Below are 15,161 nucleotides of genomic sequence, written 5' to 3' on the forward strand. Positions count from 1 at the left end.
CTTGTGTCATAGGGTCTCTGTTTTTAAAGTGATTGATTATTCCTTAACTCAATTTACACTTTTACAGGACCCTTTTTTATTTACAAGTCTCCCGCATCTCATACATGAGACCTTGTACTTTTTGTATTTCTATTCACCATAAAGCAAACAGCTGCTCGGGATGTTAAGCAGGGCACCGGACTTTTAGATTAAAGATTGTTCCTTAAACAACTGACGTTGGAAGCGCCAGGTAATGTTGCGCTTCAGCACTTTCGTGTTATATTTATTTTAATTTGTTTCTTTCCGGATTGATCCTTGTGTCGTACATATTTAAAATAACAATCCTGTTGCTTTCAATTCTGTAGTACAGTCTATTATGTTTGCTAATGCGGATGCTTCTAACATTTCCTATATGAAGTGAAGGTTGCCCGATAGATGGTTGTTGTTGAATTGTCAAAAGCTTCTTATCAAGTTGCTTCGCAAATTTCTGTGCAACCAACAAGCCGAACTCATTTTCAATGTAGGTAAGTAGTTTTCAAGCTTGTTCTGAAAGCGTTTCTTGAAGATTATTTAGTAAACCATCGCCTTAACGAAGATTTCAGTTCATTGTAAGAAGTGGTGTCTTTTTCCGGCGCCTCGTTCATCAAAGAAATAAGTTCTTGGTAGTCGCTCTTGGAAAGACCTTCAGCTTCATGAGGACTTGTTGCATGTATCCTGCTGCTGGCTTCACTTAATAGGTCGTCAAGCAATACTTCATTGTTCGTTTGTTCAATCAACGAATGCAGTTTCTCCTTTATGTCTTGTATTGCCACAACAACTGTTTCTCAAATTTACTAATTATAGGGTATCCGAAGGTTTTTCTACCTTCTGATCACGGGTTTAAGCAATCGCTGTCGTTGATTTAACCAGGTTGTTTCAGTGTCTTCCGCAGGTTGACCCGGAACCGGGTTAGAAGGAGGTCTTGCATCGCGCAAAGACAGCTGTTCTAAGAACAGCAATTATCCATGTTCGAGGTGCCCTGCGGAACACCTCGAACAACGCGGAGCTCCAAACAGTATGGGACGAAGAAAAGCCAGCTCTCGTTGCCGAGGAGGCGTTGGTTCCTGCACAATCGATGGAACGTGTAATTAACTCGCAGGATTTAAGCTTAAATCTAAGCGCTGCAAGAGGCAATCGGTTTGACTCTTGCAGCGCTTTTTCTTTCTTCGTCCTGCCGGGGTCTCCTCAAAAGGATTTGGGTGGGGGGAGAGGGACCCTGGCATTCGCACAAGTTTTGTCCTGCTGGAGTCTGCCTTGAAGGGTTGGTCTGGAGCGGAAGAGAGACCTTGGCATTAACACATGCAGCCAGTTTTCGTCACCCGTAACAAGGCTAGGCGTTGCCGAAGTACTTACAAGGGCGGAGGGCTTCTTTCAGCACTAATCCCATACTTTGATATTGCCCAATACTAGCCCCTCCCTTTTCATTTGAAGAAAGATTGTGTCCTTAAATTTTGGTTCTCTCAACACATAACGTCTATCTCGTACGTTCCGTTCCTGACCTTTTTTTATTAAAACAATAGCCCCTTTGACTGGTTCTGTCTGATAGCTGACTGCATAGGGAAACTCAATGTCTTCAAAGGTTTCTATTTCCTCATTTCTGTTTCCATACTGAAAAACTTTTTCTATATAAGGATTGAACTTTACAGTTCCATTGAAACTGTCAACCTTGTAGTGCAGGTCCTTAACATACACTCCGAGCTTTCTTGCCTTGATTACGTCTCCGTTTGTCGTTGAGGTCTGTTGCCAGCTAAATTCGTCCTTTCGAAAATTGATAGTTCTAACAACCCGGTATACCCCGTAGACAATGAGGAGAGCCAATGACACTAACCCAACGGTAACTGCTTTCTTACCCAGCAAACTTTCTTCCTGTTTCTTTATTTTGATGCGTATTAAGGCATAAGCTATTACATAAGCCCCTAGAAAAAGAGCGATAGAGACTAAAGGCATTACCAGGAAGATTAATCCCTCAGTAGAGGATGTGGGATGAAAGGCAGCCTGGTAGTATGCATTCACTTTAAATACACAAACCAAACAGGCTGCTATAAAAACGCTGATGTTGGATGCTGCGGCTGTTTTTTCATAGTTTATCCACGCAGCGAAACAACTCATAACAATGTAGGGCGATAAAATAAACAAAGCTCCTCTCGCTCCACTTTGGTTAAGAATATAGTTCGTAGCGAAAAAGCCCATTGCTAGAACAATGAACGTGAAAAATTGAAATAATTTCATATTAAAAATTTGAAGGGAGCAGTAATCCACAGCTTGAAATAGTCCATATCTCTTCGACTGCAAATTTTGACTGGGAAACCGGACTGTGTCCGAAATTTAAAAAAAGCTTATATGGAATGCAAAGTATATGCAGTTATATGTATAATTTATAGCTGACCACCTTTTCTGTGATAATCTAACTTACCACTTAATGAAGCTCCTCTGCCTTCTCTGCTATGCCGGTTTAGTGGTATCGTCTCGTGGAACACTACGGAGAGCAGGGGGTATCTATTTGCCTTTGTTAGGTGCCCATATCATACGACAAGTTCAAGTTATTCCAATCAGAAAAGCGAAAGCGTATCTGCACCAGTGCCGGGTAGGGGTGCCGTGGTCCCTTACTGTTACACAAGGCTATAAAGGAGACTCCAGCAGGGCGGCAAGGGTGTAGGTTTTTTTGGAGCCAGGCGAAGTGATTTCAATCTGGCAGCCGTTGCCCGCGCGGCTGCGCCAGTCAGACGGGCGTCGCACTCTTGTAGTTATTGTCTTTCTACTCACCATTAAGCAAACAGCTGCTCGGGATGTTAATCGCTGTTGATGAATTAACCAGGCTGTTCCAGTGTCTTCCGCAGGATGACCTGGAACCGGGATAGACGGAGGTCTTAGACCTCGCGCAAAGACAGCTGTTCTAAGAACAGCAATTATCCCACGTTCGAGGTGCCCTGCGGAACACCTCGAACAACCGGTGCTACCGTGTGTATACAGTACAAAATAACCTTATGGTGACAGGTTAGGTAGCCTTGCTTCAAAAGCCTGAAAGGCTTAATTCGAATAGCCGTCGGCGAAGCCAACGGTTAAGGCACGGGGCAACAAACAACCCTGCAGGGGTTGAACGATTACAGTAAGAAAAAACCAGAGAGCTATGAGCACTTTTAGACAAATCTATTACCAGGTGGTATTTAGTACAAAAAATCGTGAGAACACCATAGCCGAACTGTACCAACAAGAATTGTACAAGTACATCTGGGGTATTATCAGCAATCTTAAATGTAAGCTGTACAGGATTAACAGTATGCCTGATCATGTACATATCTTCTCAGATTTACATCCTACATTATGCCTTAGTGATTATGTAAAAAACATCAAGGTGGCCAGTAATGTCTGGATGACAGGTAGTGGAAAGTTTCCGTTGTTCAAAGGATGGCAGGATGGCTACGGAGCATTTACGTATTCTGCAAAAGACAAGGACATGATAATCGATTACGTGAAGGACCAGAAAGAACACCACGAAAAGTACACTTTCCTGGAGGAATACAGGCATTTACTGACCGAGAACGGGATTGAGTTTGAGGAAAAGTATTTATTGTAGCAAAATATTCAACCCCTTCAGGGTTGATAGTACAATCCGACTTATCCCCTGGTTTGCAACCAGGGCTATTTAAATTGAAGCCCGCCGGGCTTTTACTTACCTCCAACATAAACGTGTGTAAAGATGTGTACACACAGTAGGTACAAGTAAACGATGCCTCCTTCCGAACGGTGTTCATCCAGGCGGGCAACCGGAGCTTCATCAATGGTCATCTGCTCGCCCCAAAGAAATCGTTAACTAATATGACATCGATTTATACCCTACCTAATCCAACGATACCTCAGCCCTCTATAAACATTTGATTTTTACCGTGGCCGGCTTCAGCCAAGGTCCACTAAAGCGAACCATCACTTCATCGGAGGGCTTACCTTTGGTTTGTATATACACAATCAACTTTCCCTGGAAAACCCGCTGCTTGTTATCTGTGTAGTCACCAACATCCGTGTTATTTCCTGCTTCCATACCAAGCAACCGCGAATTTCCAGCAATTTCGCAGGTTATTTCATCATCGGCGGTTACTACCGGAACACCATTTTCGTCAACAAGCCGAAGTTCAATCTGTGCAATTCCACCATCGCCCTTTACTTGGATTTGCTCACCCTGGAGCAGCTGAATTGCATGCGAACGCTTGCTGGATTGCAGCTGGTGACGAATGGTTTCCTGCCCGTTAGCGGCTGTTCCTATCACTTCAAGCTTACCCTCAGCATAAGGAACATCCCAGTAAATAATCCCGGTTTTTTGATCATAATCTTTGGCCTGGCCCACTACCGTTCCGTTCAGTTCCAAACGTGCTTTGGCTGCATTGGTATAGGTTACCACCCGTATCATTTGACCGCTCTGATAATTCCAAACCGGCCATGCATCCATCGATGGTGCCTGGTTGCGTTGGGGTGCCTGTGTATTTTCAAGTACAGACCAGGCATCGCCCGCAGCACCCCCTACCCTAAGCGGGTAGGTGCCGAGATAGGCCATAGGCTTATCAGACCATAGCGATTGGCGGAAATACCCGCGGGGCTTGATGAAGCCGGCAAAATCCAGTAAGCCGGAATAGAATCCCCGGGTCGGCCAACGACCAGACTCACCTAAATAATCGATACCCGTCCATAGAAATTGGCCGAAGATGTGCTCGTTATCTACTACGGCTTTCCACGCTGCCAGGTCATGACGGTTTTCACTTCCGTAGATAACACGTTTGGGATAACGTTTGTGATCTGATGCGTAGCGGCTTTCAGTATAATTGTAACCCGCTATATCCAGGGTGCCCGGGTACTCGGTTTCGTTACTCATAGCAACCCCGGCCAAACCAGCAGTTACCGGGCGGCTAGGGTCATACTTTCTGACTACTGCGGCAAGCCTTTTGGCAATATCGCCCAGGCGCATTGCATCAGGCGCATCCTTTTTATAGCCGCCGTAAGCGGGCTGTGTAAAGCCAGCTTCCTTACTGCCATCAAGTACAGGGTGAGAGTAAGGATCGTTGGGGTAATCTACCTCGTTGCCAATGCTCCACGCGAAAATCGAGAGATGGTTACGGTCTCTTTTTACCATGTCGCCCAGGTCTTGTTCTCCCCACTCTTTAAAGAAATCGAAAGATCCCTGGTGTCCCGGAGTACCTACGTTCCAGCCCTGAAGCCATTTACGCTTGGGGTATTCCCATTCATCAAATGCCTCATTCATGACCAACAATCCCAGTTCGTCACATAGGTCGTACAAGGATGGAGCCTGCGGGTTATGGCTCGTGCGGATCGCATTTACACCGAGGGATTTTAGGGTAGCCAAACGGCGGCGCCACACTTCCGGGTATACTTCAGCGCCAAGCACACCTGCATCGTGATGCAGGCATACACCTTTCATCTTCATGTTCTTACCATTCAGCGCAAATCCCTTGTCGGGATCAAATGTATAGGTGCGAAAACCGGTGGTTACGGTGGTGCTGTCAATAATCTTTCTGTCTTGAAGTATCGTTGTCCGCAGTTGATAGAGATTTGGTGTCTCTATGCTCCACAATTGTGGGTTGTTTATAGCAAGGTCGGCCTTAATTTCCTGCCTGTTGTTTTTCGTCAGGGTCAGTTTGCTTGTTTTCGTGGCAAGAACGGCTCCGGTTCTGTCCAGAAGTTCATTAACCACAGATACCCCGGCGCTTAGTGGGGACTCGTTGCTAACGGCAGTTTGTATGTGTAAAACGCCTTTACTACCCTTCACTTCCGGAAATACGTATACCCCCCATTGTTCAAGATGAACCGGGTTTGCACGAACAAGGTACACATCACGGTATATCCCCGAGCCCGTATACCATCGTGAATCGGCATCCTGGCTATGGTCTACACGAACTGTAACCTGGTTATCTGTGCCATACTTTACATGGGGAGTTATATCGTACCCAAATGAGATGTAACCGTTGGGCCGTTTTCCTACGGACTGGCCATTCACAAAAACTTCGCTACGGTTATAAACACCTTCAAAATAGAGGTAGAGCTTCTTTCCATCATCGGCTGCGGGAATGGTAATCGTCCGTTGGTACCAACCAATCCCTCCGGGCAGAAATCCTGTTGCACTCGCAAGAGAGGGGTCATAGTTTTGCTTAACGGTCCAGTCGTGGGGTAACTGCACAGCTCTCCAGGATCTGTCACGATTATCGATTGGTTTTGTGGGGTCCACCTCACCAAGGTGAAACCGCCAGTCCGCATTAATTTTTTCCGCTTTGCCAAAGCCTGGTTGGGCAGAAAGATTTACTTTAATAAGCAACAATAGGCTTAGTGCAAAAAAGGGGTGTTTGAAAAAAGGGATCATCGTGCAATAGGTAGATTTCGATTAAGATTTGCTGGCTTAAAGATATGGCTGACTGCAGTACTTCTTTTATGAAAAATTTTATCTGTTATGTCTTCTGCATCCCGCCGTGTTCATCCTTGTCTTTTAAGCGCAAGCCCTCTCTCACAGATCCACAAAAACGCACATAAAATACAAGAAAAAGGGTTTTGTCATTTGCAACCGGCCGTGTTCATCCGTGTATTCTGCGCGCAAGCCCTATCTCACAGATCACACCGAAAGGCACAGAAAATACAAGAAAAACGGTTTTACCTTTTGCAACCTTCCCAGTTCACCTGTTTGATTACTTAGCCCCATTGGCGGCGTAGCATTCCACGTATTGTAAAAGCCCACAGAGGGAATTTGATGTCGTTTTCTTAAGATAATCTCCTTGCTTTTTTCCGCTGCGGAGATGTACCCATACCGTTCCTTAATCTTTTTAGTTTCGGTAAAAAAGCGTCATAACGTGATGTCTGTAACCCGTTACCATTGGCATTATTTCTTGATGCATGGCAGACGCTCATGTTATAGGCAGCGTAATTTTGCACTTCAAAAATTTATATTATGAAATTCAGAATATTACTCTTAACGCTTGCTTTTGCTTCGGTAGCAACACGGGGCAGGGCACAAACATGGCAGCTACTGGGTTCAAATGAACAAACCAATCAGGCACTAACAAGAACAGCTGCACCCGTAACCTATACTGCAATAGATGCAAATGGCACCCCTTACATCAGTTATTTGGACGACATGCAAGGGCCGGCTAACGCGAACGACTTCAAGGTGCATGTAAAAAAGTGGGTCAATAACCAATGGACAGACCTGGGGGGCGTATCTACCGAAATTCCGTACACCGATTATTTTCCGATTGCATGCGACGGTAACAACCTTTATTTAGCTTATTCAGAGTCAGCCGTCAGTTCTACCGGTGCGGGTAAGATTACCGTGAAGAAGTATAATACTACCAATAACAACTGGGAATATGTCGGCAGTCCTGCATTCTCCGCCGGCACGGCCAGTTATACCGGTATTACCGCAGCTAACGGAAAAGTTTATGTGGCTTATACTGATGCGGGAACGCAGAATAAGGTTGTCGTAAAATATTTCGATAACAGTAGTCCTAACCTTGGCTGGCGCACATTGGGTTCGGCCCCGATTTCACTCGGTACTGTGGGCGGACTTGCCGGAAATAATATTAACCTCAGTGTTGATAATGATGAGTTGTATGTCGCCTATATCGACTTTGGCGTTAACAACGGAAATGGCGGTCTCATGGTAAAAAGATTTACAAATGATACCTGGATAACCGCTGGCAATGGTCTTGCCTCAGGAAGCGAACGTGCAACAAATGCCAGGCTCCGTTTTGATGGCAACCATAATCTATACGTCTCATATATTGAGCCGGTAAGTATGCAACTGAAAGTACGGTTGTTAATCAATAATGTATGGGCCGACTTCACCAATAACGTGGTAGCAACAAACGTCCGCCATAATTCGTCGTTTACTATTTTAAACAATACGCTGTATGTAGCTTATGTTTTCGCCAACAGCGGGGAACAGGGCCAGGCTTATGTAAAGAAGTTTGACAACACGAACTTAACCTGGGAGAATGTAGGCGCTCAACCAGTAACCGCAAGCACCATCGAGGTAAATGATGTTAACCTTACCGCAACTCCCGCAGGTATGCTTCACCTAAATTTTCACACGTTCAACAATGCCGTTTATGCAAAAAGCTTCAACGTCGGCGGTGCCTTACCTGTTACCTGGAAAAGCTTTACAGCAGAAAGAATAAACGATAAGGCGGTGCTAAAATGGAAAGTAGCCAACGAGGTAAATAACAAATTATTCGTAGTAGAACATAGCAGAACAGGTCAAAGCTTTAGCAAGGTTGGAGAGGTTGCTGCCAATGCCGGAAATGCAGCGGAACGGCACTATACTTTTACCAGTTCCGGGCTTGATGAAGGGGTGCATTATTACAGGTTGAAGCAGGTTGACAAAGACGGAGCATTTTCGTATTCACCTATAGTTAATGTTTCAATTTCGTCACCCACGACAACAACGATCAGGCTATATCCAAATCCTGTAACGGAGACATTAATTGTTTCAGGAAATTTAACCACCAATGCACCAGTTGTGATTACAACAGCAGACGGCAAAGTGGTTAAAAAGGCTATCATCACCAGCGAACAACCCCGATTAAACGTGAACGAATTAGCGCAAGGCAGATACTACCTAACCATTTACGGCAGTGGCGCACCCCAAACACTTCCATTTGTAAAATAGCAAATACCGGTTTGTATAAAACCCCTTACCGCAATCACCGGTAAGGGGTTCTTTTATTATCAAGAGACGGTGTCCATCTCCCTGCAGGCTTACACCGGGGGATAGGGTTCCAAAGTATCAACCGCTTACTCGCGATACGTTACTTGTAGCACGTGTATTTTGCAAAGCCATTCTAAGAACAACAATTATCCTGGGTTCGAAGTGCCCTGCGGAACACCTCGAACAACGGGGAACGAACCAATGTTCATTCACTTATGGATCCTGGTTAATTAAACAGGTTTATGGTCCCGGCTATGGAACAGCATGAGACGGCCGTGGCGCCCGGCTGCCCAAGTAGGACCGGCGCCGTGCCCCCAACCCCTTGGTGGGTCGCACTCCTTTACTTCAGATAACACTATTCAGCGGAATTTCATTGCAGGCCTTACCCAACCGACATCAACACCATTCGCGATTCACCATTCCTCCTTTATCTTTATCTCATGGAGCCCACCAACACAAACAGGCAAGCCAAAATACCCTTCACCGGTTACCAAAAGTTCGTAATCTTTATTCTTGCTGTTACCCAATTTTCCGTCGTGCTCGACTTTATGATCATGGCGCCATTGGGTGATCTGTTGATGAAAGTGTTAGCAATGAAACCTTCACAATTTGGTTCAGCAGTTTCGGGTTATGCATTTAGTGCAGGTATAGCAGGGCTGTTAACAGCGGGTTTCGCCGACCGGTTTGACCGTAAAAAGTTATTGCTGTTCTTCTACATCGGATTTATTGCAGGTACCATTTTTTGCGCCCTTGCAAACTCTTATGAAACCTTGCTTGTGGCACGCATCATCACCGGCTTGTTTGGTGGCGTTATCGGTTCAATTTCCCTGGCTATTGTTGCCGACCTGTTCGATATGCACCAGCGTGGTCGTGTCATGGGGTTTGTGCAAATGGGTTTTGGTGCAAGCCAGGTGCTGGGGATTCCTATCGGGCTTTATCTTGCCAACCACCTGGGATGGCGTGCACCGTTTTGGCTCGTCGTAGGCATGAGTACCTTGATAGCAGTGATGATTGTTGTAAAACTAAAACCCGTAACTGCTCACCTTGCAGCACAGCACGACCATTCACCGCTTCGCCATTTATTAAACACCTTCGCCAAAACAAATTATCGTATCGGCTTCCTGGCGACCGCCTTTTTGTCAATCGGCGGATTTATGATGATGCCCTTTAGCAGCGCCTTTGCAGTCAACAACCTGAAAGTGACCCATGAACAATTGCCCCTTCTATTCATGGTTTCCGGGTGCAGTTCTCTCCTTATTATGCCGCTGATAGGGCGGATTGCCGACCGCATAGATAAGTTCACTTTATATACGATTGCATCGGCATGGATGATGATCGTGGTTGTTATCTATACCAATATGTCGGTAAGCCCGCTGTGGTTAGTGATGCTTGTAAACGTATTGATGATGATGGGAATACTCAGCCGCATGGTTCCTGCGGTGGCGTTAACAACAGCCATACCCGACCTCGCAGACCGCGGAGCATTCATGAGTGTCAATTCATCATTGCAACAAATAGCTGGTGGGGTAGCTGCTGCGGCCGGGGGATTGATTATAAAGCAGCAGACCGAGTTCAGTCCACTCGAACACTACAACACGGTTGGCTATGTGATGGTGTGTATATCATTAATCAGCGTGTTCCTGCTTTACCGGGTAAGTGTAATGGTGAAGAAGAAGATGGGGGAGAAGAAGGTATAAGGATTTATTGTTGGACCGGCTTCATTCCTTTATTTTGCCTGGTTGTTGCCCAACCCGGCACTCCCTCCCACGACCGGGATCATTCCGTCCGAGTGGCGTCTGCCCGCGCGGGCACTTGTACTTCCAGCATATGCTTTGGCTAGCTTATCAGCCTGGCCGTTGTTACCCCCGGATGACCAGTCGGACGGGTCTCAACCAACTGAGTGTTCGCTTTATGAGTCGGTAGCTGCTTCGATTGCAGTTGACAAAACGATACAAGGGCGCTGCTACAAGCAAGACCGGGAAGGTTAGCGTCGGCAATCACCACGGGATGCTCTGCCCCGTTTGCAGGTGACAACAGCATGCAGAGGCGTGCTTTAAGGGAGCGAAACATCTTCGGCAGAAACTGGACTTTTTTACGCATGATTACCAACAAAGAAAGTTAATCATAGATCGCTACGGCTTCTTTCCGTTTGAGACCGCGTGCTTTTGCTTACGTTCACAGCTTATTTGTTGCAATCAGAAAATAAGCCTTATTTCAAGCTTCCATGACTCCAGCATATGCAAGAGGTGAAACAGGATAAATAAAAGCAGATACCCGAATAGTATAAATAATATGAAAACGGCAACTACAATTTCCCGGGTTTTACTTGGGTTTATTTACCTGGTTTTTGGGCTGGATTACTTTTTCCGTTTTATTCCGTATCAACCCAATCATACGGGTATTGTAGCGGCATTCAAATCAGGACTATTGGGCGTAGGATATTTTTACCCGATGTTAAAATCGATACAGATTATTGGTGGCCTATCCATGTTAGTAAATCGATATGCGCCCTTTTTTGCTGTCGTATTGTTTCCAATAAGCTTAAACGTATTTCTTTATCACACCATCCTGGTTCCTTCCGGTTGGTTGATGGGTGTATTGCTGATTGTACCCAACCTTTTTTTAGGATATGCATACCGCAAATACTATCATGGAATGTTTGTAAAGAAGCCAGTCTTGTAAACCCGGCTATGTTGAGTTGTTGTGCTAAAGACTAAATACTTGCTGTCAAAAGATACTGCCCAAGCAAGTACGAAGTTTGCCGAAGATCCAGGTCAGAACCCACGATAGAAGAAGTTGTTTGGAACAGTGAGGAACAAAAATCAATTCCCACTACCCACCCGGTTGATCTCCTCTGTTGCTCCACCCTCAGATCGTTTCAGGGCTTTCAGCGTCTGCCCAAACCGCCAGCTGAAAGTCAGTCGCGCCACTCTCGAATCCCATTGTATCCTAAACGGTTCATGCGAATTCTCGAACGTTGAATAGCCTGAATAATTCTGGAAATAAGTGATATCGCGGATGCCCAGTTTGAGGGATCCTGCACCCTTTAAGATTTGCTTGGAAACACCAAGGTTCAGTTCGCCCTGGGGCTCCAGCCATTCCTGTAAGTCGATCTGGCTCCGCGTTTGGTAATAGCCGCTGATTTCGGCGCCCCATCCTTTATTGAATTGGAACTGGTTGTTGAGGCTGATGTTAAGCTGGCTGATGTTTACTTTAAGGGGAGCCCATACAACCCCCTTTATGATCTTGTGATTGAACTGGGCAACTGCAGTAAGGTTCCACCACCTTGTTACCGGGACCTGGTAGGTTTCGCTTAGGCCGAAATTCTGGAAAGAACCCACGTTTCCACGTGTGTAGATGATAATATTTCTGTTGATGTTACTGCTGCTGGAGTCGATAACGAATATCTGTGAAAAGTAATCGCGCAGGTAGCCGTACGACAATTCCGTGGTAAGCCGTTGCTTGTAGGTGTGTGCCAATGCAAAGTTCCAGGTGTACTGTGGTTTTATAAATGGATTGCCGCCTTCATAGGTGTATTTGTTTAGTGTTCTCAAAAAAGGATTCAGGTTTTGAAACGGCGGCCTGTCTATCCTTCTTCCTGTCCGAAGGGTGAACATGTTATTGCTATCGGTCTTGTAAGAAACAAAGGCGGTAGGAAAGAGGCTGCCATAGTTCCTGTTGAATGCAGAATCCTTGATTTCGGCATTCCCAAGTTGGTAGGCTTTGTATGAAGTGATCTCGTATCTTAACCCGGCCTGCCAGTGCCATTTGCCTTGTTTTGCGTCTATACTCCCATAGGCGGCGCTGATCTTTTCTTTATACAAAAAATGGTTACTCCGGCTGAGGTCCGGAACCCAGTTGGCGGAATAGTACTGGAAATATTCGGCAAGGTTGTCGGTTTTGTTGATCGCGGTTTTGACTCCGGTTTCGAGCTGAAAACCTTTAAATCGCTTTGCGTAATCAACCTTGAACGTTACAATATCGAGCTTCGACGGGGTGTTCCCTTTTGTGGCCAATATCGGGCTGCCCGGTGCCAGCAACTGGGTTTGATAATTTTGATCGTTTGCAATGTTGAACTTCACATAGTCTACGTCGAAACTCCATTCGCTGCTTGCATCGATGGTATGCCTGGCGTTCAGATTTATGCCGCCCCTTCTGAACCCCATATTGTTTTCGCCCAGGGTATTAATAGTTGAGTCTGTTTGAAACTTAGGGTCCATCCATTTGATTGCGCTGGTAAAGTTATTCACCCGGTTTAAGGTGCTGCCGGTAAATACCAAACTCAACGTCGTGCGGCTGCTTACAAAGAAGTCTACGCCAGTTTTTACATTCTGGCCCGAAACTGTGTTCTTGCCAAAGTTCGGTTGCTCAAGCAGGGCAGAGTCTGCCCCGCGGCGGCTGAAGTAGGTGCGAAGACTCCAGATGTCCTGGAACTCGGTGTTAGCACGGAACCCATAGTTCATAAACAGGTTCATTTTTCCTTCGCGGTAATTCAGGTTGATTGTATTACCTGTTTTCGAATAAACCCCCTGCCCGATGCTTACACTTAACGAGCCATTGAATCCCCTTTGTTTGTTGGCCCTCGTTTTTATGTTTATGATACCAGCGTTGCCAGCAGCATCATATTTGGCACCCGGGTTTTCAATGAGCTCAATGACTTCTACCAGCGATGCACTCATGCCCGACAGGTACGACTGCAGCTCGGCGCCACTGAGTTGTGTAGGTTTGCCATCGATAAACACCGAAACCGCGGGTTTGCCTTTCATGATAATGGAGCCATCTTTTCCAACGGTTAAGCCGGGCGATTTTTCGAGTACTTCCATAACCGTTGCACCTGCGTTGGTAATGTTGGCTTCGGGGTTGATCACCGTTTTGTCGGGCAGAAATTGAACGAAAGCTTTTTTAGAAAGTACCGTTACATTGTTCAGTAACCGGGCTTTCAATTGCAGCACAATCGTATCGGTCACAACAGTATCTAAGTTTAGATGGATCGGTTTGCCAAACTGGTCTTCATGGCCCGATGCGCTGGCCTTTACGAGGTATGTTCCGGGGTTCATTTCACCAAACTCAATGCTGCCCGTGGAGTCAGCCGCGGCGGTACGGATGGTTACTGAATCCCCTGTTAGTAAGTTTACCGTAGCACCCGGAAGTGTTGCTTTCCGGTCGTTCAGCACAGTAATGCGGACAAGCGGTTTTACCTGCGCGTACACATGGGTATAAAAACAGATCAAAAGAAAAGCGACGAGTGCTTTAAGCATAAAGAGATACAGCTTTAAACGAAAGTATAGAAGGCGGGTAAATTAAGCCGGCTATTTCCTTCAGCGGCAATAATCTAATACGAGTTCCCGCTTTTGTTAATACCCAGAATCAATCGCTTAGCTTCAGTTGTTCCAGGTGTTCCGCAGGGCAGCTCGAACCTGAGTCCATTGTAGTTATATGGTCGAAGGGCTGCCGGATGGAAATGGAAAACACGCTGAAGGCCCTGTGCCAGGCTTTGTGGCGGATTTGGAATGAACAGCCGGAACCACTGATGATGGAGAACCCCCTGTTGAATGCCCCAAGAAGAAATTTTTGTCGATAGCAACGGCATTTAGCAGGTCGATTGCTTCGCTGGTATTTCTCCCAACCCGTTCGCAAAAGACCCGCCCACCGCTGGCAAACCCAGGGGCGCCGTTCGCTTACGCAAATTGTTTGCAGACGATTTGCAACGCATTTTTGGTGCTCAAACATCTACCATGAAAATCTTATTGCAATTTTTGCTTGCAGTTACCATAACACAATTAACGTGGGCACAACCTGCAAAAAAGTGGACAGACGAGGATCGCAACACGTTGACCAGGCTATTGTCGGACACCAAGGTTAAACTCGCTGAAGCCACTAAGGGATTATCAGAACGGCAACTGGCCTTTAAACCCACCGATACCAGCTGGTCAATCAAGGGGGTAACCGAACACCTGGCCAGCTACGCAGAATATTACTACTGGGAACTCGTCACCACAACCCGGTCGGCACTTCCGCAATACCTCGACTCGACCCGGTGCGCAGATCAACATTTTATGACCCTCGCCGACACTACAGAGAAACACGTAGCAACCGGCTTATTTTTACCCAGGGACAAGTACGGTGACTTCGCCAATACGCTGAAGCAGTACAACCTGTTTAAAGACGCGTTCCTAATATTCGTAAAGGAAAACCAACGGAACTTCCGGGAATACTTTTCGGTGCGGCCGGCCAGGGGAGTATTTGATTGCCGGTGGAGAGACGCGCACCAGGTGGTGCTTGTTGAAATCGCGCATGTTCTCCGGCATCTGAAGCAAATCGACCGGATCAAAAACCATCCGCAATTTCCGAAAAACTAGCTACTTGCCAGACAAGGGATGATCAGCCGCGGAAGCTGATTTTTGCGAATGTAGCAACGTGACCCACAACGGCTGTAAGCATCAGG

Annotated in this window: 10 protein-coding genes; 5 read left to right on the forward strand and 5 right to left on the reverse strand. The window is 46.2% G+C overall.

Going from position 1 to position 15,161, the window contains the following annotated elements; translation table 11 throughout:
• Positions 1-262 precede the first annotated feature (262 nt).
• The 3 genes from EXU57_RS25925 to EXU57_RS16600 all read right to left on the reverse strand — a co-directional run bounded on the left by EXU57_RS25925 (position 263) and on the right by EXU57_RS16600 (position 2,247).
• Positions 263-499 (reverse strand): type II toxin-antitoxin system RelE/ParE family toxin, encoded by a 237-nt coding sequence (locus tag EXU57_RS25925; RefSeq protein ID WP_133269470.1) that lies wholly within the window; start codon positions 497-499, stop codon positions 263-265.
• 46 nt (positions 500-545) lie between these two features.
• Positions 546-791, reverse strand: coding sequence for a hypothetical protein (locus EXU57_RS16595; RefSeq protein WP_133269360.1), 246 nt, complete (start codon positions 789-791; stop codon positions 546-548).
• A 604-nt stretch (positions 792-1,395) separates the two neighbouring features.
• Entirely contained in the window at positions 1,396-2,247 is an 852-nt protein-coding gene (locus EXU57_RS16600; protein ID WP_133269361.1) for a hypothetical protein, read from the reverse strand.
• An 898-nt stretch (positions 2,248-3,145) separates the two neighbouring features.
• Here EXU57_RS16600 and tnpA point away from each other — a divergent pair.
• On the forward strand, positions 3,146-3,592 hold the full coding sequence (tnpA, locus tag EXU57_RS16605) for an IS200/IS605 family transposase (protein ID WP_133269362.1): 447 nt from the start codon (positions 3,146-3,148) through the stop codon (positions 3,590-3,592).
• A 288-nt stretch (positions 3,593-3,880) separates the two neighbouring features.
• On the opposite strand, the gene EXU57_RS16610 is transcribed toward tnpA, so the two are convergent.
• Positions 3,881-6,379, reverse strand: coding sequence for a sugar-binding domain-containing protein (locus tag EXU57_RS16610; RefSeq protein ID WP_133269363.1), 2,499 nt, complete (start codon positions 6,377-6,379; stop codon positions 3,881-3,883).
• Between the two features lie 579 nt (positions 6,380-6,958).
• On the opposite strand from EXU57_RS16610, the gene EXU57_RS16615 reads away from it, so the two are divergent.
• From EXU57_RS16615 to EXU57_RS16625, 3 genes are all read left to right on the forward strand, one after another.
• The gene (locus EXU57_RS16615) at positions 6,959-8,677 is read left to right on the forward strand and encodes a T9SS type A sorting domain-containing protein (protein ID WP_133269364.1); all 1,719 of its coding nucleotides are present in this window, start codon (positions 6,959-6,961) and stop codon (positions 8,675-8,677) included.
• 479 nt (positions 8,678-9,156) lie between these two features.
• Complete coding sequence (locus tag EXU57_RS16620; protein WP_133269365.1) at positions 9,157-10,413, forward strand: MFS transporter; 1,257 nt, start codon at positions 9,157-9,159, stop codon at positions 10,411-10,413.
• Between the two features lie 595 nt (positions 10,414-11,008).
• Positions 11,009-11,398: a hypothetical protein gene (locus tag EXU57_RS16625; protein WP_133269366.1), complete on the forward strand. Its 390-nt coding sequence runs from the start codon at positions 11,009-11,011 to the stop codon at positions 11,396-11,398.
• Positions 11,399-11,538: 140 nt separating this feature from the next.
• On the opposite strand, the gene EXU57_RS16630 is transcribed toward EXU57_RS16625, so the two are convergent.
• Complete coding sequence (locus EXU57_RS16630; protein WP_133269367.1) at positions 11,539-13,974, reverse strand: outer membrane beta-barrel protein; 2,436 nt, start codon at positions 13,972-13,974, stop codon at positions 11,539-11,541.
• A 477-nt stretch (positions 13,975-14,451) separates the two neighbouring features.
• Between EXU57_RS16630 and EXU57_RS16635 the strand changes: the two genes are divergently transcribed.
• Positions 14,452-15,075 carry a DUF664 domain-containing protein gene (locus tag EXU57_RS16635; protein ID WP_133269368.1) on the forward strand — a complete coding sequence of 208 codons (624 nt, stop codon included), beginning with the start codon at positions 14,452-14,454 and terminating at the stop codon, positions 15,073-15,075.
• The last annotated feature ends 86 nt before the right edge of the window (positions 15,076-15,161 follow it).

Origin of the sequence: Segetibacter sp. 3557_3 (assembly GCF_004354985.1) — a bacterium.
Lineage (GTDB): Bacteria > Bacteroidota > Bacteroidia > Chitinophagales > Chitinophagaceae > Segetibacter.